Origin of the sequence: Streptomyces sp. NBC_01275, from assembly GCF_026340655.1 — a bacterium.
Taxonomy (GTDB): domain Bacteria; phylum Actinomycetota; class Actinomycetes; order Streptomycetales; family Streptomycetaceae; genus Streptomyces.
In genome coordinates this window covers 8,144,023-8,170,029 of the sequence record NZ_JAPEOZ010000001.1, presented here as the reverse complement: position 1 = coordinate 8,170,029, position 26,007 = coordinate 8,144,023, and the positions used below count along the sequence as shown (strand labels likewise).

Sequence of the window (26,007 nt, the reverse complement as noted above, 5' to 3'; positions counted from 1 at the left end):
TCGGCGTGCGAGGCCCTGCCCGGTGGCCGACGGCGCCTGCCGCCCTCCGCCCAGCGCGGCGCGCCTCACTGGAAGCCGGTGGGCATGTACTGGTCGACGTTGTCCTTGTCGACGACCGCCGAGTAGAGGGTGATCGACGAGGGGATCTCGTACTCGGCGAGGCCGCCGACGCCCTTGCCCTGGCCGAGGGCACGGGCGAGGTCGATGGCGGAGGCGGCCATGGTCGGCGGGTAGAGAACGGTCGCCTTGAGTACGCCGTCGTCCCGCTTGATCGCCTGGAAGGCGGAGAGGGCGCCCGCACCGCCGACCATCAGGAAGTCGTCGCGCCCGGCCTGTTCGATGGCGCGCAGCGCGCCCACGCCCTGGTCGTCGTCGTGGTTCCACAGCGCGTCGAACTTCGACTGGGCCTGCAGGAGTTGGGCCATCTTGGCCTGTCCCGACTCGACCGTGAACTCGGCGGCCTGGCGGGCCACCTTCTTGATGTTGGGGTAGTTCTTCAGGGCGTCGTCGAAGCCCTGGGTGCGCTGTTTGGTCAGCTCCAGGTTGTCCAGGCCCGCCAGCTCGATCACCCGGGCGTCGGATGTGTCCTTGAGCTTCTCGCCGATGTAGTGCCCGGCGTTGAGGCCCATGCCGTAGTTGTCGCCGCCGATCCAACACCGGTACGCCTGAGGGGTGTTGAAGATGCGGTCGAGGTTGACGACCGGGATGCCCGCGCGCATCGCCTTCAGCCCGACCTGGGTCAGGGCCTTGCCGTCGGCGGGCAGGACGACCAGGACGTCGACCTTCTTGTTGATGAGGGTCTCGATCTGGCCGATCTGCTGGGCGGTGTCGTTGGACCCCTCGGTGATCTCCAGGGTGACGTCGGAGTACTTCTTGGCGCGGCTCTCGGCGTTGTCGTTGATGGCGTTGAGCCAGCCGTGGTCGGCCTGCGGTCCGGCGAAGCCGATGGTGACCTGCTTGCCGGGCTTGCCGTCGGCGGCCGGCTGGTCGTTGCCGGCCGGTTCCTCATCCTTGGACTCATTGCTGGTGCAACCCACGAGGACGGTGCCGGCGGAGACGGCGGCGGCCCCGAAGAGCAGCCCTCTGCGACTCGTGAAACGGCTGGTGAAAGACGTCGGCTCTGGCATGGCGTGGAACCCTTTCCTCAGGTCGTGCTCGCGGTACGGCGCTGGACCAGCACGGCGGCGACGATGATCGCGCCCTTGGCGATCTGCTGGACGTCGCTCTGCAGGTTGTTCAGGGCGAAGATGTTGGTGATCGTGGTGAAGATCAGCACGCCGAGCACCGAGCCGGTGATGGTGCCGCGACCCCCGCTGAGCAGCGTGCCGCCGATGATCGCGGCCGCGATGGCGTCGAGCTCGTAGAGGTTGCCGTTGGTGTTCTGGCCCGAGCCGGACAGGATGATCAGCAGGAAGGCGGCGATGCCGCAGCAGGCCCCGGACAGCAGGTAGAGATACAGCCGCTGACGCCGTACGTCGATGCCGGCGAGCCGGGCGGCCTCCGCATTGCCGCCGACGGCGACCGTGCGCCGGCCGAACGTGGTGCGGTTCAGCAGCAGCCAGCCGATGACGGTCACGATCGCGAAGACGATCACGAGGGGCGGTACGCCGAGGACATACGCGTCGCGCTCGCCGAGGTCGAGGACGCTGCCGATGGTGACGATCTGCGTCTTGCCGTCGGTGAGCTGCAGGGCGAGTCCGCGGGCCGAGGCGAGCATGGCGAGGGTGGCGATGAAGGGGACCATCCCGCCGTAGGCGACGAGGACTCCGTTGACCAGGCCGCAGCCCAGGCCGACGAGCACCGCGGTGAAGAGGATGCCCGCGAAGCCGTACTCCTGGGTGGCGACGGTGGTCGCCCATACGGAGGAGAGGGCGACGATAGCGCCGACCGAGAGGTCGATGCCGCCGGAGGTGATGACGAAGGTCATGCCGACGGTGACGACGCCGATCACCGAGGCCTGGGTGAGGACGAGTTGGAGGTTGCGGGTGTCGAGGAACTCGGCGGGCTTGGTGACCCCGCCGATGACGATCAGCGCGGCGAGCACGCCCAGCAGGGAGAGGGTGCGGACGTCGGCTCGGGCCACCAGGCCGTGCCAGGAGGGGCGTTGGGTGTGCGGCACCTTGTCGGTGCTCTCCCGCGGCGGGGAGACGGGCTGCGTCATGACGCCGGGCTTCCTTCCATGACGAGGTCGAGTACACGGTGTTCGTCCAGCTCGCGGGCGGGCGCCGTGTGGACGACGCGTCCCTCGCGGAGCACCAGCACACGGTCGGCGAGGCCGAGCACCTCGGGCACCTCGCTGGAGACCAGCAGCACGGCGAGTCCCTCGTCGGCGAGTCGGCGGACGACCGCATACAGTTCGGCGCGGGCGCCGACGTCGACGCCTCGGGTCGGTTCGTCGAGCAGCAGGATCTTGCAGCCGCGCAGCAGCCAGCGCGCCAGGACGGCCTTCTGCTGATTGCCGCCGGACAGGGTGCGTACCGGCACGGACGGGTCGTCGGGCCGCAGGGACAGTTCACGGGTCGCCGCGCGCGCCGCCCTGCGTTCGGCGTGCCGGTCGATCCAGCCGCCGCGCGCGAACCGGGGCAGGGAGGAGACGGAGACGTTGCGGGTGACGGACTCCAGCATCAGCAGGGCCTGAGCCTTGCGCTCCTCGGGGGCCAGCCCGAGCCCGGCGCGGACCGCCGCGCGAACACTGCCCGGCCTCAACGGACGCCCCTCGACGAGGACTTGGCCTGCACTGGGCCTGCGCGCCCCGTAGATCGTCTCCAGGATCTCCGAGCGCCCCGAGCCGACCAGCCCGGCGAGGCCCACGATCTCGCCGGGGCGCACGGTCAGGTCGAGGGGGGCGAACTCGCCGTCCCGGGCGAGCCCTCGCACCTCCAGCACCGGCTTCCCGGCACCCGCCGCGTCCACCGCGGCGTCCGCCGGCACGTCCGCCCCGGGCCGCCGGGGGAAGACGTACTCGACGTTGCGTCCCGTCATCAGCGCCACGACCTCACGGGTCGGCGTCGCCCTGGCGGGCAGCCCGCCGGCCACCGCGCGGCCGTCCTTCAGCACGGTCACCCGGTCGCCGATGCGGCGGATCTCCTCCAGGCGGTGCGAGATGTAGACGACGGCGACGCCGTCGGCGGTGAGGTCGCCGACGATCCGGAAGAGGTTGTCGACCTCGTCGGGGTCGAGCGCGGCGGACGGCTCGTCCATCACGATGAGCCGTACGTCGTGGGAGAGGGCCCGCGCCATGGAGACGATCTGCCGCTGGGCCGCCGACAACTCGCCCACCAGACGGGCCGGATCGATCTCCGGGTGCCCAAGTCGCTTCAACAGGGCGGCTGTTGACGCGCGGGCGACTTTGCCTCGTACGACGAATCCGGCGGTCGTGGGCTCATGGCCCAGGTGGACGTTCTCGGCCACCGACAGGTGCTCCACCAGGTCGAGTTCCTGGTAGATGGTGGCGATGCCGAGGCGCATGGCAGCGATCGGCGAGCGCAGGGTGACGGGGTCGCCCTGCCAGCGGATGACACCGTCGTCGGGCTGGTGGGCTCCGGCCAGGACCTTGATGAGGGTGGACTTCCCGGCGCCGTTCTGGCCGAGCAGACAGTGGACCTCACCGGCCTGGACGGCGAGGTCGACGCCGTCCAGCGCCCGGACTCCGGGGAAGGACTTGGTGATGCCGGACATGCTGAGCAGCGGTGGTTCTGGTGCCATGTGGGTTCCCCTCGGCGGACGTGCGGGCCGGTTTCAGGGCAGAACGAGACGTTCTCGGAGCAGGGCAGGGCAGAACAAGGCAGGTCAGAGCAGGGCGGGTCAGGTCAGGTCAGGTCAGGGCCAGGCAGGACTGTGCAGTGCAGGTGGAGTGCAGGTGCAGGGCGGCGAGAGGCGGCGGGTTCAGGCGGGTGAGAAGAGGTGGTCGCTGATCAGGCGGGCCGCGCCGATCACACCCGCGGTGGGGCCCAACTCCCCCAGGACGATGGGCAGGTTGCCGGTCGCCAGGGGCAGCGACTGGCGGTAGACCTGGGTGCGAACGGCGGCGAGCAGGGTGTGGCCGAGGCCGGTCACCCCGCCGCCGATCACCACCAGACCGGGGTTGAAGAACGAGACGAGGGCGGCGATGACCTGGCCGACCCGGTCGCCGCCCTCGCGGATCAGCGCGAGGGAGGTGGCGTCGCCCGCGGCGGCCGCGGCGGCGACGTCCACGGCGGTCAGGTCGCCGTTCGCCTCCAGCCGCGCGGCGAGTTCCGCCGAGAGGCCCTGGCGGGCCGCGTCCACCGCGTCGCGGGCCAGCGCCGCGCCGCTGAAGTGGGCTTCCAGGCAGCCCCGGTTGCCGCAGGCGCAGGGTCGTCCGTCGGGCACGGCCTGGATGTGCCCGATGTCGCCCGCGCTGCCGGTCGTACCGCGGTACACCTGGCCGCCGACGACGATGCCGCAGCCGATGCCGGTGCCGATCTTGACGCAGAGGAAGTCGGCGACGGTGCGGGCCACGCCCGCGTGCTGCTCCCCCATCGCCATGAGGTTCACGTCGTTGTCGACCATGACGGGGCAGCCGAGCTCCTGGCTGAGCGCCTCCCGTACGGGGAAGCCATCCCAGCCCGGCATGATCGGCGGCGCCACCGGCACGCCCTCGGGAAAGCGGACCGGCCCGGGCACCCCGATGCCGGCGCCGTCGAAGCCCTCGGCGAGTCCCGTCGCCTTCAACTTCGCGGCCATGGACAGGACTTGCTCGAACACCGCGACCGGGCCCTCACGTACGTCGAGGGGCTGGTTGAGGTGTCCGAGGGTCTCCAGTTCGGCGTTGGTGACCGCGACGTCGACCGAGGTCGCGCCGATGTCCACGCCGAGGAAGCGCAGTCCGGGGTTGAGCCGGACGTTGTGGGAGCGGCGGCCGCCGCGCGAGGCGGCGAGTCCGTCGGCCACGACCAGCCCCGTCTCCAGCAGCCGGTCCACCTCCACGGCCAGCTTGGACCGTGACAGGTCGACCTGATCGCCCAACTGGGCACGGGAGTTGGGGCCACTGTCCCGCAACAGCTTGAGCAGGCGGGCCTGATGAGCGTTCGCGGGTCGTGCCGTCATACGTCTCACGAGCCCCTCCCCGCCTCGATTCGGCCACCAGTGTCGGGCTTTCGTAGGGAACGTAGCAGCGGTTTCCGAACCTGGGAAGAATCTGTGCACGGATTGCCGTTAACTTTCCCCACTCACAGGACAAAGAGACACGGCACAGGCCGGCCCGGCTCCCGCCGGAACCGCCCCGCCCGCCCACACCGGCGCCGTCCCGACCGCCCCGACCTCCCCCTACGATCACCAACACACCATCACCACAGGGGGATTCACATGAGCGCCGTACCGGACACGCCCGGTCGCAGAGTCACCACTCTCGAGCTGTTCTTCGACCTCGTCTTCGTCTTCACGCTCACCCAGCTCACCGTGCTGCTCGCCGCCGACCTGTCGTTCGCCACGGCGGCCCGGGTCGCGCTGATCTTCACCGTGCTGTTCTGGATGTACGGCGCCTACGCGTACCTCACCAACCAGGTGCCGCCCGACCGCCCTTCGCGCCGGCTGCTGCTGATGCTCGGCATGGGCGGGTTCCTGGTGTGCGCGCTGGCGATCCCGCGGGTCTTCGACGACGGCGGGGTGGTGTTCGGGCTCGGATTCCTGCTGGTGGTGGTCGTGCACACCGCCCTGTACACGCGCAGCCACGGCAGGGACTCGATCTGGTACGGCGTGCCGAACGCGATGGCCGCGCTGTCGGTGACGGCGGCGGGCACGGTCGGCTCTCTGGCGGCGGACGGACTGTGGGTGCTGGCGCTGGCACTGCAGTTCGTGACGCCGTTCGTGGCCGAGCGGGGGCCCGGTCATGCGGACGGACGGACGCCGGACGCGGTGCGTGCCCAGCTCGGCAGTCTGGATCCGGCCCACTTCGTGGAGCGGCACGGACTGTTGCTCATCGTGGCGTTCGGCGAGTCCGTCATCGCGATCGGCATCGGCGTGGGGGACGCTCCGCTGACGCCCGGCCTGTTCGGCGGCGCGTTCCTGGCGCTGGCGCTGGCCGTCGCGCTGTGGTGGACGTACTTCGTACGCGACGAGGAGCTCGCCGAGAGGACGTTCCGGGCCACGCCCCCGCCGGCCCGGTTCCGGCTGGCGATGAACGCGTACTACTACGCCTTTCTGCCCATGCTGCTCGGCATCGCGTATCTGGCCGCAGGGGTGAAGAAGACCCTCGGCCATCTCACCGAGCATCTGCACACGGGGCCGGCGTCGGCCCTCGCGGGCGGGGTCGCGCTGTTCCTCGCCGGCGACGTGGCCTTCCGCGTCGCCCTGGGGCTGCGTCCGGTGCGGTTCCGGCTGACCGCCGCCCTCATCGCCGTAGCCGCCGTGCTCCTCGGGGTGGGCGTCTCAGCGGTCGCCGAACTCCTCGCCCTGGTCGCGGTGTTGGTGGCGATGCTGGCGGTCGAGGCCCGTCGGGGTCTGCGTCCGCGGAGCGTTCAGGACTTGGCGCGCTCGTGATAGGAGCGCCGGGTGTGCTCCGTGTGCTCGCGCATGAGCCGGGCGGCCTCATACCCGTCGCGGGCGGTGATCGCGTGGATGAGGTCCCGGTGCTCGATCCACGACTGCCGGCCGCGCTGGCGGGCCACCGGCGTGTAGTACCAGCGCACCCGGCGGTCTACCTGGGCCGCGAGTTCGGCGAGGACCTTGTTGCCCGCGAGCTGCATGATCTTCGCGTGGAACCGGGCGTTGAGGGCGACGGCGGCGTCCACGTCGTCGTCGGCGACGGCCTTCATGCCCTTGGCCAGCAGGGCGTCCAGGGCGGCGAGGCCGGCCGCGTCCGCGTGCAGGGCGGCGAGGCTGGCGGCCTCGGCCTCCAACAGCGTGCGGACGGTGAGGAGTTGGTCGGCCTCCTCCTCGGTCGGCTCGTGCACGAACGCACCCTGGGCAGGTCTGAGGTCGACCCAGCCCTCGGTGTTCAGCCGCTGCAGCGCCTCGCGCACCGGCTGCCGGGAGACGCCGAGGAGGTTGGCGAGCTCGCTCTCGACGAGGTGCTGGCCGGGCTCGAGGGCGCGGGTGGTGATGAGTTCGAGCAGCGCCTCGTAGACGCGGTCGCGCAGCGGGCCGGGCCGTTCGAGCTTGGGCACCGCGCCCTGCGGCAGTCCTCTCGACAACATCGGTCGGTCCCCCTCCTGGGCAGCACCGGGCGGCTGCGGCCGAAACGCCGCGCGCCGCCTGTCCTCAGCCGAGTATCGATTGTCTTTCGTCTACAGTCTACGGCGCACTGTAGACGATGTGGGGCCGACGAAGCCGAAGTCGGGCCCGACGCATACGAAGTCAGGCCCGACGAAACCCGAAGCCGGGCCCGACAGCGAGACGGACACCGGGCACAGGGCACAGGGCACAGGGCACAGAGGACGGGCGCAGCGGGACGGGCAGGAGACAGGACGCCTCAGGGGCAGCGTACGACCTGTCCCGCGTACGACAGGTTGCCGCCGAAGCCGAACAGCAGCACCGGGTCCCCGGTGCTGATCACGCCCTGCTCGACCAGCTTGGAGAAGGCGAGCGGAATGCTGGCGGCGGAGGTGTTGCCCGATTCGGTGACATCGCGCGCGACCACCGCGTTGACGGCGCCGATCTTCTGCGCGAGGGGCTCGATGATGCGCAGGTTCGCCTGGTGCAGGACGACGGCGGCGAGGTCCGCCGGAGCCAGGCCCGCCCGCTCGCAGGCCTGCCGTGCCAGGGGCGGCAGCCGGGTGGTGGCCCAGCGGTAGACGCTCTGCCCCTCCTGGGCGAACCGCGCGGGCTGGCCCTCGATGCGCACGGCGTTGCCCATCTCGGGCACCGATCCCCACAGCACGGGCGAGATGCCGGGCTCGACGCCGTCGGGACAGGGCTCGACCACGGCCGCCCCCGCGCCGTCGCCGACGAGCACGCAGGTGGTGCGGTCGCTCCAGTCGGCGACCTCGGACATCTTGTCGGCCCCGATGACCAGGGCCCGGGTCGCGGCGCCCGCGCGGACGGTGTGGTCGGCGGTGGCCAGCGCGTGGGTGAAGCCGGCGCACACGACGTTGACGTCCATCGCGGCCGGCTGCGGGATGCCGAGGCGGGCGGCGACCCGGGCGGCCATGTTGGGCGAGCGGTCGACGGCCGTGGAGGTCGCCACCAGCACCAGGTCGATGTCGCCGGGCGTGAGCCCGGCCGCCGCGAGCGCCTTGGCGGCGGCGTGCGCTGCCAGCTCGTCCACGGGCTCGTCGGGCCCGGCGATGTGCCGTGTGCGGATGCCCACCCGGCTCCTGATCCACTCGTCGCTGGTGTCGACCAGGCCCGCCAGGTCCTCGTTGGTGAGCACCTTGGCGGGCTGGTAGTGGCCGACGGCGGCGATGCGCGAGCCGTTCATGGGGGGATCCCTCTCGTTGCCGTGGGTAGCGAGATCCTCCAGTCTGATGAGTGACTCACGGGTACGAGGACAGGTGATGCGACAGGAAACCCGCACCAGCCTTGTCGGCTTCCCTCTAACCCTCGGACGCCCGAGCAATCGCCGCACGCCCGCGTGGCGAGCCGAGCGCCTGCGCGGCGAAAGGCCACGGTCACGTGGGGAGACGCCGCGACTACTTGGGGAGACGCCCCGACTACTTGGTGAACAGCTGCGTCGCCTTCTGCACGAGTTCGTACAGTCCGTAGACGAGGGGCGCCCCCACCCACAGCCAGGCGAAGGCGATGAGCGGGCGCCGGTCAGGCGGACTCTGACTGCTGTCGGGCTGTGACATCGGCGGCCTCCCTCGGGGCGGGGACGTGGTGGTGGCGGGCGTCGACGGGCCGGACTAGTTCGTTGGCGACGAAGCCGACGGCGAGCAGCCCGATCATGATGAACAGGGACAGGGTGTACAGCGACGAGCCGTGCTTGCCGGCGTCCTCCTGCCGGTCGGCGATCCAGTTGACGATCAGCGGACCGAGCACGCCGGCCGTCGACCAGGCGGTGAGCAGCCGGCCGTGGATCGCGCCGACCTGGTAGGTCCCGAACAGGTCCTTCAGGTAGGCGGGGATAGTCGCGAAGCCGCCGCCGTAGAAGGAGAGGATCACCAGGGCGGACAGGATGAACAGGGGTTTCGAGGAGTCGCCGATCAGCGCGATCAGGGCGTACATCAGCGCGCCGACGCCCAGGTAGACGCGGTAGATGTTCTTGCGGCCGATCAGGTCGGAGGTCGACGACCAGCCGATGCGACCGGCCATGTTCGCCGCGGACAGCAGGGCGACGAAGCCGGCGGCCGCGGACACCGAGACGGGGGTGGAGGTGTCGGAGAAGAAGTCCGTGATCATCGGGGCGGCCTTCTCCAGGATGCCGATGCCGGCGGTCACGTTCATGCAGAGCACGACCCACAGGCACCAGAACTGCGGGGTGCGCACCGCACTGCGCGCCGAGACCTGCACGCCCTCGACGGCGCTGGGCCCGCCCTCGGCGGGCTGCACGCCCACGGCGGGCTGCGGGCCGCGCGGCACCCGCACCAGTAGCACTCCCAGCGTCATGAACACGGCATACGACAGCCCGAGCACGAGGAAGGAGAGCGCGATCCCGGAGCTGTCGGCGCCGAACGACTCCAGCATCTGCGCCGACCAGGGCGAGGCGATGAGCGCGCCGCCGCCGAAACCCATGATGGCGATGCCGGTCGCCATGCCGGGCCGGTCCGGGAACCACTTGATCAGCGTGGAGACCGGGGAGATGTAGCCGATGCCGAGGCCGATGCCGCCGACGAAGCCGTAGCCGAGGACGATCAGCCAGTACTGCTCGGTGGCGGCGCCGAGCGCGGAGATCAGGAGGCCGGAGGAGAAGCAGACCAGGGCGACCGTCATGGCCCAGCGCGGCCCGTTGCGCTCCACCAGGGTGCCGCCGAACGCGGCGGACAGGCCGAGCATGACGATGGCGAGCTGGAAGGGCAGGGCGCTCTGGGTGCCGCTGAGGTCGAGCGCGGACTCCAGCGGCGGCTTGAACACGGACCAGGCGTAGGCCTGGCCGATGGAGAGGTGGACGGAGAGGGCCGCCGGGGGGACGAGCCAGCGGCTCCAGCCGGGCGGCGCGACAGGGGGACTCATGATCCCGAACGGTAGGAACCCGTACGGCAGTTGCAAAGGCGGCGCGTCGACCGTATGCGGTGAACGGTATGGCGGATGCGGCGAGCGGTCGCACCGCCGGTTCCCGCGCACGACATATCGGCCGGTTTTCGCGGACCGCATCCAGCGTGCGCGAGTCCTTGCCGCTCAAGCACTTGCCGCGCGAGTCCTTGCCGCCCCTCCTTCCATACTGTAGACAATATTTCGTCGACAGTGTTCTGCAGTTCCTCGGTACCCTCGACCGAACGGAGCTCCCTCACCATGAAAATCGCAGTCCTCGGCGCCGGTGCGATCGGCGCCTACGTCGGTGCAGCGCTCCACCGCGCGGGCGCCGACGTGCACCTCGTCGCCCGTGGACCGCATCTGGCGGCCATGAGGCGGCACGGGGTGCGTGTGCTCAGTGCGCGCGGCGACTTCACCGCGCATGCCCACGCCACCGCCGACCCGGCCGAGATCGGCCCGGTCGACTTCGTGTTCCTGGGCCTGAAGGCCAACTCGCACGCGGCGTGCGGGCCGCTGATCGAGCCTCTGCACGATGCCACCGCGGTGGTCGCCGCTCAGAACGGCATCCCCTGGTGGTCCTTCCACGGACACGGCGGCCCCTACGACGGCGCCAGGGTCGAAAGCGTGGACCCGGACGGCGCGGTCAGTGCCGAGGACCGCCGAGCTGGCGGACGTCGTGCTGCCCGCGACGGCCGGCTGGGCGGAGACCGAGGGCACGACCACCAACAGCGAGCGGCGAGTTCAGCGCGTACGGCGGGCGGTGACGCCTCCCGGCGAGGCGCGCGAGGACATCGACATCCTCTGCGACCTGGCCACCCGGCTCGGCCACGACTGGAAGTACGCCGACGCCGAGGCCGTCTGGAACGAGCTGCGCTCGGTGTCCCCGGACCACTACGGGATGACGTACCGGCGGCTGGCGGACCAGCAGGGCATCCAGTGGCCCTGTCCGAGCCGAGCGCCTCGAACCCATCTATCTGCACGGCCGGTTGTGGGAGACGGACCCGGTCCGGCTGACCACCGGAAGGTGGCTGGACTCCTACAACACCGGTGTGCAGAGCGGGAGTTTCGCCTCCCCGCTGCGGCGCGGCGAGCACGTCGAAGCGTGCCCGGAGGACGCCGAGCGCTACGGGGTCGCCGTCGGCGAGGAGGTCCGGGTGTCCTCGCGGCGCGGATCGGTGGTGGCGCCGGTGTGGGTGGACCGTGCTGCTGCGCCGCGTGGGCGTGGTCGACCCGGCCTCCCCCGACGACTACCGGGCCCACGGCGGTTACACGGCGCTGCGCCGGGCCTTCGCGCTCGGTCCCGCCGGCGTGATCCGCGAGGTGAGCGACTCCGGGCTGCTCGGCCGGGGCGGCGCGGCCTTCCCCACCGGACGCAAGTGGCAGGCCACGGCGTCCCATCCCGGCCATCCGCACTACCTGGTGTGCAACGCCGACGAATCCGAGCCGGGCACCTTCAAGACCGGGTGCTGATGGAGGACGACCCGTACGCGCTGGTGGAGGCGATGACGGTCGCGGCGTATGCGATCGGCGCGCACCAGGGCTACCTCTATCTGCGCGGGGAGTATCCGCGGGCGCTGCACCGTATGCAGTATGCCGTCGATCAGGCCCGTAGACGCGGTCTCCTCGGCGACGACGTCCTCGGCCAGGGATACGCCTTCGACATCGAGATCCGGCGCGGGGCGGGCGCGTACATCTGCGGTGAGGAGACGGCCCTGTTCAACTCCATCGAGGGGTACCGGGGCGGGCCGCGCTCGAAGCCGCCCTTCCCCGTGGAGAAGGGGCTGTTCGGCAGGCCGACGGTCGAGAACAACGTGGAGACGCTTCTCAACGTGCTGCCGATCCTGACCATGGGCGCACCCGCGTACGCGGCGATCGGCACGGACAGGTCCACCGGACCCAAGCTGTTCTGCGTGTCGGGGAGCGTGGACCGACCCGGCGTCTACGAGCTGCCGTTCGGCGCCACGCTCGGCGAGCTGCTCACCCTCGCCGGCGCCCGTGAGCGCCTGCGCGCGGTCCTGCTCGGCGGCGCGGCCGGCGGTTTCGTACGGCCCGACGAACTCGATGTCCCGCTCACCTTCGAGGGCGCCCGGGAGGCGGGCACGACGCTCGGCTCCGGGGTCGTGACGGCCTTCGACGACACGGTCCCGCTGCCCCGGCTGCTGCTGCGCATCGCCGAGTTCTTCCGCGACGAGTCGTGCGGACAGTGCGTGCCGTGCCGGATCGGGACCGTACGGCAGGAGGAGGCGCTGCACCGGATCGTGGAGCGCACCGGCGCGGCCGCGGCCGGCGACATCGCCCTGCTGCGCGAGGTCGGCCGCGCGATGCGGGACGCCTCGATCTGCGGTCTGGGACAGACCGCGTGGAACGCCGTGGAATCCGCCATCGACCGTCTGGGGGCGTACGAATGACCGTGATACCGCTCGGAGTGCCGCGTCGGCTGGTGGAGTTCACGATCGACGGGCAGGAGGCCAGGGCGCCCGAGGGTACGACCGTCCTCGACGCCTGCCGGGCCGCAGGGAAGGACGTGCCGACCTTCTGCGAGGGCGACACCCTGCGCCCGAGGAACGCCTGCCGGGTGTGCGTGGTCGAGGTCGAGGGCGCACGCACCCTGGTCCCCGCCTGCTCCCGCACGGCGGAGCCGGGCATGGTGGTGCGCACGGACACCGAGCGCACCCGGCACAGCCGCAGGATCGTCCTCGAACTGCTCGCCTCCTCGGTCGACCTGTCCACGACGCCCGTGGTCGCGGAATGGATCAAGGAGTACGAGGCGAAGCCGGACCGCTTCGGCCCCGACGCGGCCCGGCTCGACGAGGAGCCGAAGATCGACAACGACCTCTATGTGCGCGACCACGACAAGTGCATCCTCTGCTACAAGTGCGTGGACGCCTGCGGTGACCAGTGGCAGAACAGCTTCGCGATCTCCGTCGCGGGGCGTGGCTTCGACGCCCGGATCGCCGTGGAGCACGACGCCGCGCTGACCGACTCGGCGTGCGTGTACTGCGGGAACTGCATCGAGGTGTGCCCGACGGGGGCGCTGTCCTTCCGCTCGGAGTTCGACCGACGAAAGGCGGGCACCTGGGATGAGTCGTCCCAGACCAGGACGACTACTGTATGCGCCTACTGTGGAGTGGGCTGCAATCTCACGCTCCATGTGCAGGACAATGAGATCGTGAAGGTCACCTCGCCGCACGACAACCCGGTGACCCACGGCAACCTCTGCATCAAGGGCCGTTTCGGCTACCAGCACGTACAGAACCGGGGCTGATCAGGACATGGGACGAGTCACGGAACGACGCAAGGTGCTCCGCATCCGGGACGGGGCGGTCTCCAGCCGCCCGGACACGCTCGTCGCCGAGGAGCCCATGGAGATCAGGCTGAACGGCAAGCCGCTCGCGATCACCATGCGCACCCCGGGCGACGACTTCGCGCTCGCCGCCGGGTTCCTGGTCAGCGAGGGGGTGCTGGCGAACGCGTCCGATCTGCAGAGCATCGTGTACTGCGCCGGCGCGACGGCTGGGGGCACCTCCCGCTCGAGCGGAGCCGAGAGTGGGGGAGGGGCGAACTCGTACAACGTGGTGGACGTCCGCATCGCTGCGGACGTGGTGATCCCCGACATCACGCTCGAGCGGAATGTGTATACGACATCCTCCTGCGGGCTGTGCGGCAAGGCGAGCCTGGACGCGGTCCGCACGACGGCCCGCTGGCCCATCGCCGACACTCCCCCGCTCCGTGTCGAGCCCGAGCTGCTCGCGAGCCTGCCCGACCGGCTGCGCGCGGCCCAGCGGGTCTTCGACCGCACCGGCGGGCTGCACGCGGCGGCCCTGTTCTCCGAGGCCGGCGAGCTGCTGGACGTGCGGGAGGACGTGGGCCGGCACAACGCGGTCGACAAACTCGTCGGCCGCGCTCTGCAGAACGGCGACCTGCCGCTGTCCCGCACGATCCTGCTGGTGTCGGGCCGCGCCTCCTTCGAGCTGGCGCAGAAGGCCGTGATGGCGGGCATCCCGATGCTCGCGGCGGTGTCCGCGCCCTCCTCGCTGGCGGTGGACCTGGCCGCCGAGACGGGGCTGACGCTGGTGGGCTTCCTGCGGGGCAGTTCCATGAACGTGTACGCGGGTGAGGACCGCATCGCTCTGCGGACCGCGGCCGCCCGGGGCTGACCCGGCTCTCCCCGCTGCACGGCGGCGGGGCCCCGACCGGCGGGGAGCGCCCCCTGCGCCGCAAGGGCCCCGCTTCGGCTGAGGGCGGTTGGGTTCACGGCGCTGCGGCTGGAGGCGCTTCGGCTCAGGGCGCCACGAACCGTACGTCCGCCGCCCGCACCACCGACCCCAGCCGGGGGAAGTCGAGCCGCACCGACGCCTCGTGCTCGGCCTCGGTGAGGGCGGTCATCGCGTCCTCGACGAAGACGAGGTCGTAGCCGAGGTCGCCGGCGGCGCGGGCCGTGGACTCCACGCCGAGGTTGGTGGCGATGCCGCCGAACACGAGGGCGGTGACGCCGTGTTCGCGCAGCCGCTCGTCCAGCCCGGTGCCGTGGAACGCGCCGATGGTGCGCTTGACGATCTCCAGGTCGCCGTCCCTGAGCAGCCCGTGGACCAGCTCGCTGCCGTGCGGCTGCTCGGCGACGCCCGGGCGTTCGACGCGCACGAGGACGACGAGGGCCCCGGCGGAGCGGAAGGCGTCCGCCAACTCCTCGGCGACGGCCAGCACTTCGGCGCCCTTGTGGGGTTCCAGGGGCAGCGCGACGATCCGGTCCATCAGGTCGACGAGGACGAGGGCGGTGCGCGCGGGGTCGAGCGCGAGGGGTGCGGTCATGACGGAACGTTATCCCGTGTCACCCCTCCGTACCGGAGATCCGGATCAACAGGCTCATGAACCGGGCTCGTTCGGCGTCGGAGAGCGGGGCGAGCAGCGTGTCGTTCGCCTCGCGGGCGGCGAACTCGCAGCGCCGGAGCAGCCGTTCGCCCTCCTCGGTGAGCGACACGGCGTTCTTGCGGCGGTCTTTGGGGTCCGGTTCTCGGACGGCGAGGCCCGCGGCCTGGAGGTCGTTGAGGATGCCGACCAGGTCCTTGGGGTCGAGCGAGACGCTGCGGCCGAGGTCGGCCTGGGCGACGGGGGCGAGGTCACGGACGGCGGAGAGCACGACGTGGTGCCACATCTTCACGCCCTCGGCGGCGAGTGCCTCGGCGACCAGGGCGCGCCCCCGCGCGGCGGCGCGGCCGAGGAGCCAGCTGGGAAGGGAGCGGATGGCGGGAAGGGGCGCTTCGGGCATGGCGCCAGCCTAGGCTTGCTTGGATCGTGTGGCGTCCGAAGTCACCGCGGACGGGTGAGCACATTGCGCTCCTGGAGTGGTACGAGGAGCAGTGGCGGTGCGGGGGGGCGGCAGCGGCCCCGGAGACGGTGACCGTGCGACCGGGGCGGCCGGGGCAGGTCAGAGGCCGCCGGTGTTGAGCAGCCGGTTGGGAGTGTCGGAGCGGACGCCGCGCACGACGCCACGGGTGGCCGTGTGGTCGAGCCAGACGTGGACCTCGCGGGCAGTGGCGTGGGGGTGTGCCGACAGGTACAGCGCGATCACGCCGGTCGCATGCGGGGCGGCCCAGGACGTCGCGCCGTCGTTCTCCGTGGTCGTACCGCCTCCGGCGAGGGCGGCGGTCACCTTCTGGCCGGGGGCGTACAGGTCCACGCACCGTCCGTAACCCGATCCGTAGGAGCCGCCGTCGCTCCACGCGCGGTCGTTCGAGGTGGAGGCCGCCACGACGATCGTGCCGGGGACGCCGGCCGGGGAGTGCTTGCAGGCGTCGTCATGGAAGTTGCCGGCCGACACCACCGTGGGGATCCCCGCGTCGACCATCTTCTTCACGGCGGACTCCACGGCCGCCGACCGGTGGTCGAAGTTGAGCGACATGTTCACCACCGCGGGCTTCTGCGCGTGCGCGGTGACCCATTTGACCGACTTCACCACGGCCGCCTCGGCCGCCGCCTGGGAACCGCCGCCCTCGCTCTCGCACAGGACGCCCTGGACCCGTACGAGTTCGGCCTTGGGCGCCACCCCGTACTTCGCCCCGCCGATGACGCCCGCGACGAACGTGCCGTGGCCGACGCCCGCCTCGCTGAAGCAGTCACCGGAGTCCTTCGGGCCCACGAAGTCGGCGCCGAGGTGGGCGCGTCCGCCGAACTCCTGGTGCGCGATGTCCATCCCGGTGTCGATCACATACACGTGAACGCCCTTGCCCGTGGCGGTGGTGGTGAACTTCCCGTTCAGCGGCCGCGACCGCTGGTCCAGAATGTCGAGGTTCCATGGCACATGCCTGGTGATGGGCGACGCTGCGGTCTGCGCGGTCCCGGACAACGTCCCCACGGCGCCGGCAGACGTCGGCGCCGAGCCGGACGACGCCCCGTCCCCGAAGGGCGCCACGGACTCCCCGTTCCCGTGCGCGGCGAGCGTCCGCCCGGCCCCCCCGGCCGCCGCGCCGGCTTCCCCGCCGCAGGCCGAGGCCCCGAGCACCGTCGCCATGGCCACCACCAGGAGACCGGCCTTCGTTACGTTCCGCGTCACAACGTCCCCCATATCCCTGCTTCGTACACAGTCAGCGCACAAGACGACCACGGGGGGCGGGCGGTTCCGACGGGGCGAGAATTCGTTGGACTTCCCAACGAACATGGGGATACCGTTGGGACTCCCAACGAATCTCGGCCACTCCCCACCCTGCGTGAGGACTTCTGGAGGTGCGATGCGTCGCGTCCGGTACGACTCCACCGGCGGCCCCCTGTTCCTGGAGGAGGCCCCCGTTCCCGAACCCGGCCCCGGCGAGCTCCTCGTGCGCTGCGCGGCCGTCGGCGTCACGCTCCCCGTCGTCCGCAAGGTCACCGAGGCCGCGGAGCCGATCCCGCTCGGGGGTGAGATCGCCGGGGACGTCGTGGCCGTAGGGGCGGGGGTCACCCGGTTCCGGGCGGGCGAGCGCGTGACGGGCCTGTGCTTCGGCCACGGCTACGCCGACTTCGCCCTCCTGCGCGAGGCGATGGCCTCCGCCGTGCCGCGGACGGCGAGCGCCGTGGACGCGGTCGCCCTGGTCCGCAGCGGCCTGGTCGCCCTCGGCGCGCTCACCGCCGCCCGGCCCGAACCCGGCGAGAGCGCCCTCGTCACGGCCGCCGCGAGCGGGGTCGGCCACCTCGCCGTGCAACTGGCTCGGGCGCGCGGCGCGGGCCGCGTGGTGGGCGCGGTCTCCGACCCGGCGAAGTCCGCCTTCGTGAGCGCCCTGGGGGCCGACGCCGTCGTCGCCTACGACCAGGACGACTGGGGCGACCCCGTGGACTACGCCCTGGACGCGGTCGGCGGCGAGCTGCTCACCCCGGCCGTCGCGGCCCTCGCCCCCGGCGGGCGACTCGTGGCGTACAGCTCGGGCGGCGGGACGATCCGGGCGTACGACCTGCTGGTGGGCGCCAAGTCCGTGATCGGCTTCCAGATGGCCCGGGTCGCCCGCGGGAAGCCCGAGGTGTACGAGCGGTGGCGGCAGGAGCTGTGGCGACTGTTCGCGCAGGGGGAGCTGAAGCCGGCCGTGCACGGGGCGTTCGCCCTGGAGGACGCGGCCGAGGCGCACAGGGCGATCGAGACGCGGCGCAATCTGGGCAAGGTGGTCCTGGTGCCGTGACCGCCGACTGCCGACGGCCGACTGCCGACCACCGATTGCCGATTGCCGATTGCCGACCACCGATTGCCGATTGTCTACCGTCCACCCCCGACCACCGACTCTCGGTCCGCCGACCCCCGATCCTCGACCGCCGGCCCCCACCCTCCTCCAGCCCACAGCCCCCACCCCTCACCCCTCAGCCCCCCGCACCCCGCACCCCGCACCCCGCACCCGTCAAGCCGTCGCCGTCGCCGCCGGTTCGTTCGTGTGGTCCTGGGGTGTGTCCAGTGGGTCGTGGGCCCGGCGTTTGGCGATGACCGCGCAGACCATGAGCTGCATCTGGTGGAAGAGCATCAGCGGCAGCACCGCCAGCGAGGCGTGCGCGCCGAACAGGACGCTCGCCATGGGCAGTCCGGAGGCGAGGGACTTCTTGGAGCCGGCGAACTGGATGGCGATGCGGTCCTCGCGGTCGAAGCGCAGGGCCTTCGCGCCGTACCAGGTCGCCGCGAGCATCACGGCCAGCAGCACGGCCTCGACGACGAGCAGTCCGCCGAGCCGCACGGGGCTGACCTGGCGCCAGACGCCCTGGACCATGCCCTCGCTGAACGCGGTGTAGACGACCAGCAGGATCGAGCCGCGGTCGACGAGCCCGAGCACCTTCTTGTGCCGGGTGACGAAGGCGCCGATCCAGCGCCGAAGCAGCTGCCCCGCGAGGAACGGCGCCAGCAGTTGCAGCACGATCTCGACCAGGGAGTCGGCGGAGAACCCCCCACCGCCGCTGCCCAGCAGGGTGGCCGCCAGCAGCGGGGTGACGACGATGCCGACCAGGGAGGAGAAGGAGCCCGCGCAGATCGCGGCGGGCACGTTGCCGCGGGCCATCGAGGTGAAGGCGATCGACGACTGGATGGTGGACGGCACCAGGGTGAGGAAGAGCAGCCCCTGGTAGAGCGGGTGGGTGAGGAACACCGGGACGAGTCCGCGGGCGGCGAGGCCGAGCAGCGGGAAGATCACGAAGGTGCAGACGAGGACGGTGACGTGCAGCCGCCAGTGCCGCAGTCCGTCCAGCGCCTCCCGGGTGGACAGCCGGGCGCCGTAGAGGAAGAAGAGGAAGGCGATCGCGGCCGTGGACGCGCCGGAGGCCACGTCGGCGGCCCCGCCCCGGGCCGGGAACAGCGCCGCGAGCCCGACCGTGCCGAGCAACAGCAGGATGTAGGGGTCGACCGGCATCCAACTCGGCCACTGCAGGCGTTTCACGGTGCTCCACGTGCTGATCGGGTGCTGCGGATCGGGTGCTGCTGATCGGATATTGACCTGGTCGTGCGCAGGGACTCGGTCGAGGGCCACAGGGCCCCTCTCCATGGTCCTCCCGCCGCTCGTGATCGGGAATCCGGTACACCGCTCTCACTGTCATCGCGCAGCGTGATGAGCAGGGGCTACGGTGGCCGGTGTGTACGAGCCCTCCCAGCTGCGGACCTTCCTCGCCGTGGCGCAGACGCTGAGTTTCACGCAGGCCGCCCGGCGGCTCGGGCTGCGTCAGTCCACCGTCAGCCAGCATGTGCGGCGGCTGGAGGACGCCACCGGGCGCACGCTGTTCTCCCGGGACACCCACTCGGTGGAGCTGACGGAGGACGGCGAGGCGATGCTCGGCTTCGCGCGCCGGATCCTGGAGGTGCACGAGCAGGCCACGGCGTTCTTCACCGGGACCCGGCTGCGCGGCCGGCTGCGCTTCGGCGCGTCGGAGGACTTCGTGCTGACCCGGCTGCCGGAGATCCTGGAGGGCTTCCGGTACGACCATCCCGAGGTCGACCTGGAGCTGACGGTGGAGCTGTCCGGCACCCTGCACGAGCAGCTCACCGCCGGGAAACTGGACCTGGTACTGGCCAAGCGTCGCCCCGAGGACCCGCGGGGCGAGCTGGTCTGGCACGACGAGCTGGTGTGGATCGGCGCGGAGCGGCTGCGCGTGGACGCCGACCGTCCGGTCCCGCTCATCGTGTTCCCGCCGCCCGGCATCACCCGCGCCCTGGCCCTGGAGGCGCTGGAGCGGCAGGGGCGGGCCTGGCGGATCGTCTGCACGAGCGGCAGCCTCAACGGGCTCATCGCGGCGGCCCGGGCGGGCCTGGGCGTGATGGCGCACTCACGGGGTCTGATCCCGCCGGGCCTGGTGCGCGTCCCGGAGCGGGCCGGGCTGCCGGAGCTGGGGCAGGTGGACTTCGTCCTGGTGCACGGCAGCCGGCGGACGTCCGCCCAGGGCGCGGCGGACGCGCTGGCGGCGGCGATCCTGGCGGCCGGGGACCGGCTGCACCGGCAGCACCGGCGGGGCTCGGTTACCTCCCGGGGTGCTGATAGGTGAGCTGCTTGACCCTGCGCAGGAACGGGGTCGTCTCCACGTGCTGGACGCCCTCCAGCCGTCCGAGGGGGCCGCTGAGGTAGGCGTACAGGCCCGCCGTGTCGCGGACCACCGCGGTGACGACGATGTGGGAGGGGCCGGCCGTGGCGGAGGCGAAGGCGACCTCGCGGTGGGTGGCGAGGGCCTGGCCGACCGCGTGCAGAGCCGAGGGGGCCGTGGTGATCCAGAGGGCGGCGGCGACGGGGTGGCCGAGGGCCTCGGAGTGGTACTCGATGTCGATGTAGACGGCGCCGGAGGCGAGCAGGGCGGCGAGGCGGCGTTTGACGGCGGACTCGGAGCGGCCGGTGGCCCGCTGGAGTTCGGGGTAGGTGGCGCGGCCGTCGCGTTCCAGGACGGCGAGCAGGGGTTCGTCCTCGGGCTCGATGCGCGGCGGTCCGCCGACCGCTCCCCCTCCCCCTGCCCCTCCCCCTGCCCCTGCCCCTGCCCCTGCCGCTGCCGCTGCCGCTCCCCCGTCCGCACTCCCTCCCCCGTCCGCTCCCGGTTCGTGGCGTGGCGAGAGTGCGGCGATCTGATCGTCGTCGAGCGCGCCGAACTTGTGCAGCCAGCCGTTGGGGCCGCCATAGAAGCGGTGCAGGAGTTGCTGGGCGCGGATCTCCACGACGCTGGGGGTACGCGGGAGCTTGGCGAGGAGCAGGTCGTCGTGGTCGCCGGCGTGGCGGGGGCGGCTCATGCAGACGATCTCGGTGCCGCCGGAGGCGAGGCCGATCCAGTTGGTGTCGGGGCGTTTGGCCAGTGCGTCGGCGATGACGGCGGCGCTGTCGGGGACGCAGCGCAGCCGCAGCATCCACTGGTCCTGTCCGAGGCGGGCGGCGTCCCGGACGGCGACGACCCGCAGGCCGGCCTCGGCGCACAGCCTGCGGTAGCGGCGCGCGACGGTCTGGTCGGAGACGCCGAGGACCGCGCCGAGCCTGCTGAAGGAGGCCCGGCCGTCGATCTCCAGCGCCGAGAGCAGTTGCAGGTCCAGCCTGTCCAGGGCGTCCAGCCTGTCCAGGGTGTGGGATTCCATCTGCATGCACCGCTCCCGCGTCGGATTCCGTCGGCCGGACCCCGGTTTCCGCCGTGACCGGCCGCGTCTCTTCCCATCGTACGGAGCACCTCAACGCATGAGGGACGGACTGATGGACGGAGAGGTGACATGCGCACATGGGGGCCGCTGACGGCGGTGTGCCTGGGTACGTTCATGTTGTTGCTGGACGTGACGATCGTGGTGGTGGCGCTGCCCGACATGGCGGGCGCGCTGCACGCGTCGCTGAGCGATCTGCAGTGGGTGGTGGACGGGTACGCGCTGGCGCTGGCGGCGCTGCTGCTGGGGATGGGGGCCGCGGCCGACGTGCTCGGGCGGCGGCGGGTGCATGTGACGGGGGTGGTGCTGTTCGCGGCGGCTTCCCTGTTGTGCGGGCTGGCGTCGGGTCCGGCCACGCTGGTGGCGGCGCGGGCCCTGCAGGGGGTGGGCGCGGCAGCGATGCTGGCGACGACGCTGCCGCTGCTCGGCTCGGTGTACCAGGGGCGGCAGCGGTCGGCGGCGCTCGGTGTGTGGGGCGCGGTCAGCGGCGGGGCCGCGGCGGTCGGGCCGGTCCTCGGCGGGCTGCTGACCGAGGGGCCCGGCTGGCGGTGGATCTTCTTCGTGAATCTGCCGGTGAGCGTGGCCGCGGTGTGGCTGACGCTGAAGGCGGTTCCGGAGTCGCGGGGCGCGCACTCGGCGCAGGGCTCCCCCTGGGGTCGTATCGACTGGGCGGGTACGGCGGCCTTCGCCGGCTTCGCGGGCGGTATGACGTATGCAGTGGTACGGGCCGGGGAGGACGGCTGGACGGCGACGGCCACGCTGGTGTCGTTCGGGCTCGCCGTGCTGGCGCTGGTGTGCTTCGTGCTGGTGGAGCGGCGGGCGGCGCATCCGCTGCTGGATCTGTCGCTGTTGCGCAGGCCCGCGTTCGTGGGGGTGATGGCGGGGGCGCTGGCCTTCAACGGGGTGGCGTTCGGGGTGACGCCGTATCTGTCGATCTGGATGCAGACGCTGCTGGGCATGGACCCGGTGCGCGGCGGGCTGACGCTGCTGCCGATGACGCTGGCCGCCATGGTCGCCGCGATCCTGGTGGGGAAGCTGCTGCACGGGGCGCCGGCCCGGCTGACCATCGGCGGCGGGCTGCTGCTGATCGGCGCGGGCTGTCTCGCCCAGTCCGTGCTCGGGGCGGGCTCGGACTGGACGGCGCTGGCGCCCGGGTTCGTGCTGGTGGGCATCGGCACCGGGCTGGTCTCGCCGACCGTCGCGGGCGCGGCGCTGGCCTCGGTGGAGCCGGCGCGGGCCGGGATGGCGGGCGGGGCGGTGAACACCGTACGGCAGCTCGGGTACGCGCTCGGGGTGGCAGTCTTCGGGACCGTGCTGACCTCGCGGATGTCCGACGACCTTCCGCAGGGCGCGGCGCACACGCTGGCCGGCGGGGGCGCGGCGGCGCTGCGCGGGCAGGTGCCCGAGCACACCCTGCGGGCCGCCTTCGCCGCCGGGCTCGACACGGCGCTGGTGACGGCGGGCTGCGTGGGCCTGGTCGCAGGCGCTGTCGTCCTGGCCCTGGTCCGGCCGGCGCGCGCGGCCTCGGCCGGGGCGCCGGAGGCGTCTGCCGCGGCGCCGGCCGGGGAGAAGGCGGCCCCGCGCGGGTGATCTGGGGGAGGGGTCGGGCAGCGTAAGCGGAGCGGGCAGATTCGGTGGAGATTACGGCACCGGAACCTACCCAAAGGTCAGTTCCCTGTCCGGTTTCCGTCCGGTTTCTGTCCGACCCTTCCCCATGTGCGCCCATTTTCCTGCGCCGACCGGCGCGGACGAGAACATCCCTCGCTTTCCTCCCCTCTCCCGCCCCGTCGCCGGGTGGGGTAGCTTTCACGGCGCTGTACGGCCATGAGAGCGGCCATCCGAGGAGGCCGCCGCAGGCCGTCCGCGGTGGCCGTGAGAGTCGGCCGTGAGAAGCCGGAAGCGGGGTGCTGGGTTTGCGCGAGTTCACCAATCCTCCGTTGGCGTCGGCGCCGCTGGCAGGCGGGCTGGCCGACGTCGTCTTCCGGCACGCCCAGGAGGACCCGCAGTACATCGCGCTCGGCCGCAAGGACGAGCGCGGCGAGTGGCGGGACGTGACCGCCGCCGGGTTCCGCGACGAGGTCCTCGCCCTCGCCAAGGGGCTGCTCGCCCAGGGCGTCCGGTTCGGCGACCGCGTCGCGATCATGTCCCGCACCCGCTACGAGTGGACCCTCTTCGACTTCGCCCTGTGGACCGTCGGCGCGCAGGTGGTGCCGATCTACCCGACGTCGTCGGCCGAGCAGTGCTTCTGGATGCTGTACGACGCCGAGGTCACCGCGGCGGTCGTGGAGCACGAGGACCACGCGATGACGATCGCCACGGTCATCGACCGCCTTCCGCGACTGCACCGGCTGTGGCAGTTGGACTCGGGCTGCGTCCAGGAGCTGTACGACGCGGGCGCGTCCATCGAGGACGACGTGGTGCACCGGCACCGCGAGGCGGTCACCCCCGACTCGACCGCGACGATCATCTACACGTCCGGCACGACGGGCCGCCCCAAGGGCTGTGTCGTCTCGCACGGCAACCTCATGTTCGAGGCCGACACCGTCATCGAGCGCTGGGAGCCGGTGTTCCACTCCCGCAAGGGCGACGAGGCGGCGACCCTGCTGTTCCTGCCGCTCGCGCACGTGTTCGGCCGGATGGTGCAGGTGGCCGCGATCCGGGGCAGGGTCCGCTTCGGCCACCAGCCCCAGCTGCACGCCGCCGCCCTGCTGCCCGACCTGGTCGCCTTCAAGCCGACGTTCTTCCTGGCCGTCCCGTACATCTTCGAGAAGGTGTTCAACGCGGCCCGCCGCAAGGCGGAGCGGGAGGGCAGGGCGGGTCCGTTCGAGAAGGCCGTCGAGGTGGCGGTGAACTACGCGGACGCGATCGAGGCGAAGGCCTGGGGCATCGGGCCCGGCCCGTCGGCGGGACTGCGCATGCAGCACCAGCTGTTCGACAAGCTCGTCTACTCCAAGGTGCGCGCCGCGATGGGCGGCCGGGTGAGGCACGCGATGTCCGGCGGCTCGGCGATGGACCGCAGGCTCGGCCTGTTCTTCGCCGGCGCGGGCGTGCAGATCTACGAGGGCTACGGCCTCACCGAGACGACGGCGGCCGCGACCGCCAACCCGCCCGGACGCACCCGGTACGGCACCGTCGGCCAGGCCATTCCGGGCATGACCGTGCACATCGCGGACGACGGCGAGATCTGGCTGCGCGGCGACAACGTCTTCCAGGGCTATCTCAACAACCCCAAGGCCACCGACGAGACCCTGCACGACGGCTGGCTGGCCACCGGCGACCTGGGCTCCCTCGACGAGGACGGCTATCTCACCATCACCGGCCGCAAGAAGGAGATCCTGGTGACCTCCGGCGGCAAGAGCGTCTCGCCGGGGCAGCTGGAGGAGCGGGTGCGCGACCATCCGCTGGTCAACCAGTGTCTCCTCGTCGGCAACGACCGGCCGTTCGTGGCCGCCCTGGTCACCCTCGACCAGGAGGCCGTCGAGCACTGGCTGGGGATGCGCGAGAAGCCGCAGCTGACCCCCGTCGAGCTGGTGCGCGACCCGGATCTGGAGGCGGAGGTGCGCCGGGCCGTCGTGGCCGCGAACACCCTGGTCTCGCAGGCCGAGCAGATCCGCACCTTCCGCATCCTCGCCCAGCCGTTCACCGAGGAGCACGGACTGCTCACCCCGTCGCTGAAGCTGAAGCGCAAGGCGATCGAGAACGCCTACGCGGACGAGGTCGAGGCGCTGTACCGGACGTGAGGCCCCGGCCGGGCCCGGCGTCAGGCCCCCGGCCGGGCCCGGCATCGCGTCTCGGCCGTGCCCGGCATCACGTCCCGGGGTGAGGTTCTTCACGCTGCGGGACGAATTCCGGGGTATTCGAGGGGCAGGAATGCAGTACGCCGCCTGATCGTTGACGATGGGCGTACCACTTTGACGGACAACCGAAGGATCGAGAGCTCGTGAGCAGCAAGGTCCCCCCGATCATCCTCAACAACGGCGTCGAGATGCCCCAGCTGGGCTTCGGCGTCTGGCAGGTGCCGGACGACGAGGCGGAGCGGGCGGTGTCCACCGCGCTGGAGGCCGGGTACCGCAGCATCGACACAGCGGCGATCTACGGCAACGAGGAGGGCACCGGCAAGGCCATCGCCGCCGCCGGCCTGCCCCGCAAGGACGTCTTCGTCACCACCAAGCTCTGGAACGCCGACCAGGGGTACGACGCGACGCTCCGCGGGTTCGACGCCTCCCTGAAGAAGCTCGGCCTCGACCACGTCGACCTGTACCTCATCCACTGGCCGCTCCCGGCCCGCGACCTTTACGTCGACTCCTACAAGGCGTTCGAGAAGCTGCTGGAGGACGGCCGGGTACGGGCCATCGGCGTCTCCAACTTCCTGCCCGACCACCTTCAACGGCTGATCGACCAGACGTCGGTCATTCCCGCGGTCAACCAGATCGAGCTGCACCCGCACCTCCAGCAGCACGCCTCGCGCGCCTTCCACGCGGAGCAGGGAATCGCCACCGAGGCCTGGTCGCCGCTCGGCCAGGGCAAGGGCCTGCTCGAGGTCCCGGCGGTCGTGGCCATCGCCCAGAAGCACAACCGCACCCCGGCCCAGGTCGTGCTGCGCTGGCACCTCCAGCTGGGCAACGTGGTGATCCCGAAGTCCGTGACGCCGTCGCGGATCAAGGAGAACATCGAGGTCTTCGACTTCAGCCTGGACACCGAGGACCTGGCCGCGATCAGCGCGCTCAACGAGGACCGGCGCATCGGCCCGGACCCGGCGACGTTCGACGTGGGCTGAACCGCCGTCACGTCCACCCGCCACGAGGGCGCTCCGCACGGGAGCGCCC

The 26,007-nt window shown here is 71.7% G+C and carries 21 protein-coding genes and 3 pseudogenes; 11 read left to right on the top strand and 13 right to left on the bottom strand.

Annotated features, from left to right (window positions below):
• Positions 1-65: 65 nt before the first annotated feature.
• From OG562_RS35810 to OG562_RS35795, 4 genes are all read right to left on the bottom strand, one after another.
• Positions 66-1,127, bottom strand: coding sequence for a substrate-binding domain-containing protein (locus OG562_RS35810; RefSeq protein ID WP_266405527.1), 1,062 nt, complete (start codon positions 1,125-1,127; stop codon positions 66-68).
• Between the two features lie 17 nt (positions 1,128-1,144).
• The gene (locus OG562_RS35805) at positions 1,145-2,161 is read right to left on the bottom strand and encodes an ABC transporter permease (protein WP_266405525.1); all 1,017 of its coding nucleotides are present in this window, start codon (positions 2,159-2,161) and stop codon (positions 1,145-1,147) included.
• Entirely contained in the window at positions 2,158-3,705 is a 1,548-nt protein-coding gene (locus tag OG562_RS35800) for a sugar ABC transporter ATP-binding protein (RefSeq protein ID WP_266405523.1), read from the bottom strand. The genes OG562_RS35805 and OG562_RS35800 overlap by 4 nt, the downstream gene beginning before the upstream one ends.
• Before the next feature lie 180 nt (positions 3,706-3,885).
• Positions 3,886-5,067 carry an ROK family transcriptional regulator gene (locus OG562_RS35795; protein WP_266405521.1) on the bottom strand — a complete coding sequence of 394 codons (1,182 nt, stop codon included), beginning with the start codon at positions 5,065-5,067 and terminating at the stop codon, positions 3,886-3,888.
• A gap of 258 nt (positions 5,068-5,325) precedes the next feature.
• Between OG562_RS35795 and OG562_RS35790 the strand changes: the two genes are divergently transcribed.
• Positions 5,326-6,498: a low temperature requirement protein A gene (locus OG562_RS35790; protein WP_266405520.1), complete on the top strand. Its 1,173-nt coding sequence runs from the start codon at positions 5,326-5,328 to the stop codon at positions 6,496-6,498.
• On the opposite strand, the gene OG562_RS35785 is transcribed toward OG562_RS35790, so the two are convergent.
• The 4 genes from OG562_RS35785 to OG562_RS35770 all read right to left on the bottom strand — a co-directional run bounded on the left by OG562_RS35785 (position 6,477) and on the right by OG562_RS35770 (position 10,068).
• Complete coding sequence (locus tag OG562_RS35785) at positions 6,477-7,154, bottom strand: GntR family transcriptional regulator (protein WP_266405518.1); 678 nt, start codon at positions 7,152-7,154, stop codon at positions 6,477-6,479. The two genes, OG562_RS35790 and OG562_RS35785, sit on opposite strands and share 22 nt — an antisense overlap.
• A gap of 275 nt (positions 7,155-7,429) precedes the next feature.
• Positions 7,430-8,377, bottom strand: coding sequence for a beta-ketoacyl-ACP synthase III (locus OG562_RS35780; RefSeq protein WP_266405517.1), 948 nt, complete (start codon positions 8,375-8,377; stop codon positions 7,430-7,432).
• Between the two features lie 232 nt (positions 8,378-8,609).
• Positions 8,610-8,747, bottom strand: a complete 138-nt coding sequence (locus OG562_RS35775) for a hypothetical protein (protein WP_266405515.1) — start codon at positions 8,745-8,747, stop codon at positions 8,610-8,612.
• Positions 8,713-10,068, bottom strand: a complete 1,356-nt coding sequence (locus OG562_RS35770; RefSeq protein ID WP_266405514.1) for an OFA family MFS transporter — start codon at positions 10,066-10,068, stop codon at positions 8,713-8,715. Before OG562_RS35770 ends, OG562_RS35775 begins: the two co-directional genes overlap by 35 nt.
• A 279-nt stretch (positions 10,069-10,347) precedes the next feature.
• Between OG562_RS35770 and OG562_RS35765 the strand changes: the two are divergent.
• From OG562_RS35765 to fdhD, 5 genes and pseudogenes are all read left to right on the top strand, one after another.
• Positions 10,348-10,740, top strand: a pseudogene (locus tag OG562_RS35765) (ketopantoate reductase family protein); the annotation flags it as partial.
• A gap of 1 nt (position 10,741) precedes the next feature.
• Positions 10,742-11,288: pseudogene (locus OG562_RS35760) on the top strand (molybdopterin oxidoreductase family protein); the annotation flags it as partial.
• Positions 11,289-11,292: 4 nt separating this feature from the next.
• Positions 11,293-12,497, top strand: a pseudogene (locus OG562_RS35755) (NADH-quinone oxidoreductase subunit F); the annotation flags it as partial.
• Positions 12,494-13,354 (top strand): 2Fe-2S iron-sulfur cluster-binding protein, encoded by an 861-nt coding sequence (locus tag OG562_RS35750; RefSeq protein WP_266405513.1) that lies wholly within the window; start codon positions 12,494-12,496, stop codon positions 13,352-13,354. The pseudogene OG562_RS35755 and the gene OG562_RS35750, both read left to right, overlap by 4 nt.
• A 7-nt stretch (positions 13,355-13,361) precedes the next feature.
• Positions 13,362-14,246: a formate dehydrogenase accessory sulfurtransferase FdhD gene (gene fdhD / locus OG562_RS35745; RefSeq protein ID WP_266405511.1), complete on the top strand. Its 885-nt coding sequence runs from the start codon at positions 13,362-13,364 to the stop codon at positions 14,244-14,246.
• Between the two features lie 124 nt (positions 14,247-14,370).
• On the opposite strand, the gene OG562_RS35740 is transcribed toward fdhD, so the two are convergent.
• From OG562_RS35740 to OG562_RS35730, 3 genes are all read right to left on the bottom strand, one after another.
• A complete protein-coding gene (locus tag OG562_RS35740; protein ID WP_266405510.1) occupies positions 14,371-14,898 on the bottom strand; it encodes an isochorismatase family protein in 528 nt (175 codons plus the stop codon).
• A 19-nt stretch (positions 14,899-14,917) separates the two neighbouring features.
• On the bottom strand, positions 14,918-15,355 hold the full coding sequence (locus OG562_RS35735; protein WP_266405509.1) for a MarR family winged helix-turn-helix transcriptional regulator: 438 nt from the start codon (positions 15,353-15,355) through the stop codon (positions 14,918-14,920).
• A gap of 159 nt (positions 15,356-15,514) precedes the next feature.
• On the bottom strand, positions 15,515-16,639 hold the full coding sequence (locus OG562_RS35730; RefSeq protein WP_266405508.1) for a S8 family peptidase: 1,125 nt from the start codon (positions 16,637-16,639) through the stop codon (positions 15,515-15,517).
• A 175-nt stretch (positions 16,640-16,814) separates the two neighbouring features.
• Here OG562_RS35730 and OG562_RS35725 point away from each other — a divergent pair, with 175 nt between their 5' ends.
• Positions 16,815-17,732, top strand: coding sequence for a zinc-binding dehydrogenase (locus tag OG562_RS35725; protein WP_266405506.1), 918 nt, complete (start codon positions 16,815-16,817; stop codon positions 17,730-17,732).
• A 213-nt stretch (positions 17,733-17,945) separates the two neighbouring features.
• Here OG562_RS35725 and OG562_RS35720 read toward each other — a convergent pair whose 3' ends face one another.
• Positions 17,946-18,965 (bottom strand): bile acid:sodium symporter family protein, encoded by a 1,020-nt coding sequence (locus OG562_RS35720; protein WP_266405504.1) that lies wholly within the window; start codon positions 18,963-18,965, stop codon positions 17,946-17,948.
• 193 nt (positions 18,966-19,158) lie between these two features.
• Between OG562_RS35720 and OG562_RS35715 the strand changes: the two genes are divergently transcribed.
• Entirely contained in the window at positions 19,159-20,061 is a 903-nt protein-coding gene (locus tag OG562_RS35715) for a LysR substrate-binding domain-containing protein (RefSeq protein WP_266405502.1), read from the top strand.
• Here OG562_RS35715 and OG562_RS35710 read toward each other — a convergent pair.
• Complete coding sequence (locus OG562_RS35710) at positions 20,036-21,130, bottom strand: Lrp/AsnC family transcriptional regulator (RefSeq protein ID WP_266405500.1); 1,095 nt, start codon at positions 21,128-21,130, stop codon at positions 20,036-20,038. The genes OG562_RS35715 and OG562_RS35710 overlap by 26 nt on opposite strands.
• Before the next feature lie 123 nt (positions 21,131-21,253).
• Between OG562_RS35710 and OG562_RS35705 the strand changes: the two genes are divergently transcribed.
• The 3 genes from OG562_RS35705 to OG562_RS35695 all read left to right on the top strand — a co-directional run bounded on the left by OG562_RS35705 (position 21,254) and on the right by OG562_RS35695 (position 25,958).
• Positions 21,254-22,771, top strand: coding sequence for an MFS transporter (locus tag OG562_RS35705; protein ID WP_266405499.1), 1,518 nt, complete (start codon positions 21,254-21,256; stop codon positions 22,769-22,771).
• Positions 22,772-23,094: 323 nt separating this feature from the next.
• Positions 23,095-24,921 carry a long-chain fatty acid--CoA ligase gene (locus OG562_RS35700; protein WP_266405497.1) on the top strand — a complete coding sequence of 609 codons (1,827 nt, stop codon included), beginning with the start codon at positions 23,095-23,097 and terminating at the stop codon, positions 24,919-24,921.
• 200 nt (positions 24,922-25,121) lie between these two features.
• Positions 25,122-25,958, top strand: coding sequence for an aldo/keto reductase (locus OG562_RS35695; RefSeq protein WP_323187590.1), 837 nt, complete (start codon positions 25,122-25,124; stop codon positions 25,956-25,958).
• Positions 25,959-26,007 lie beyond the last annotated feature (49 nt).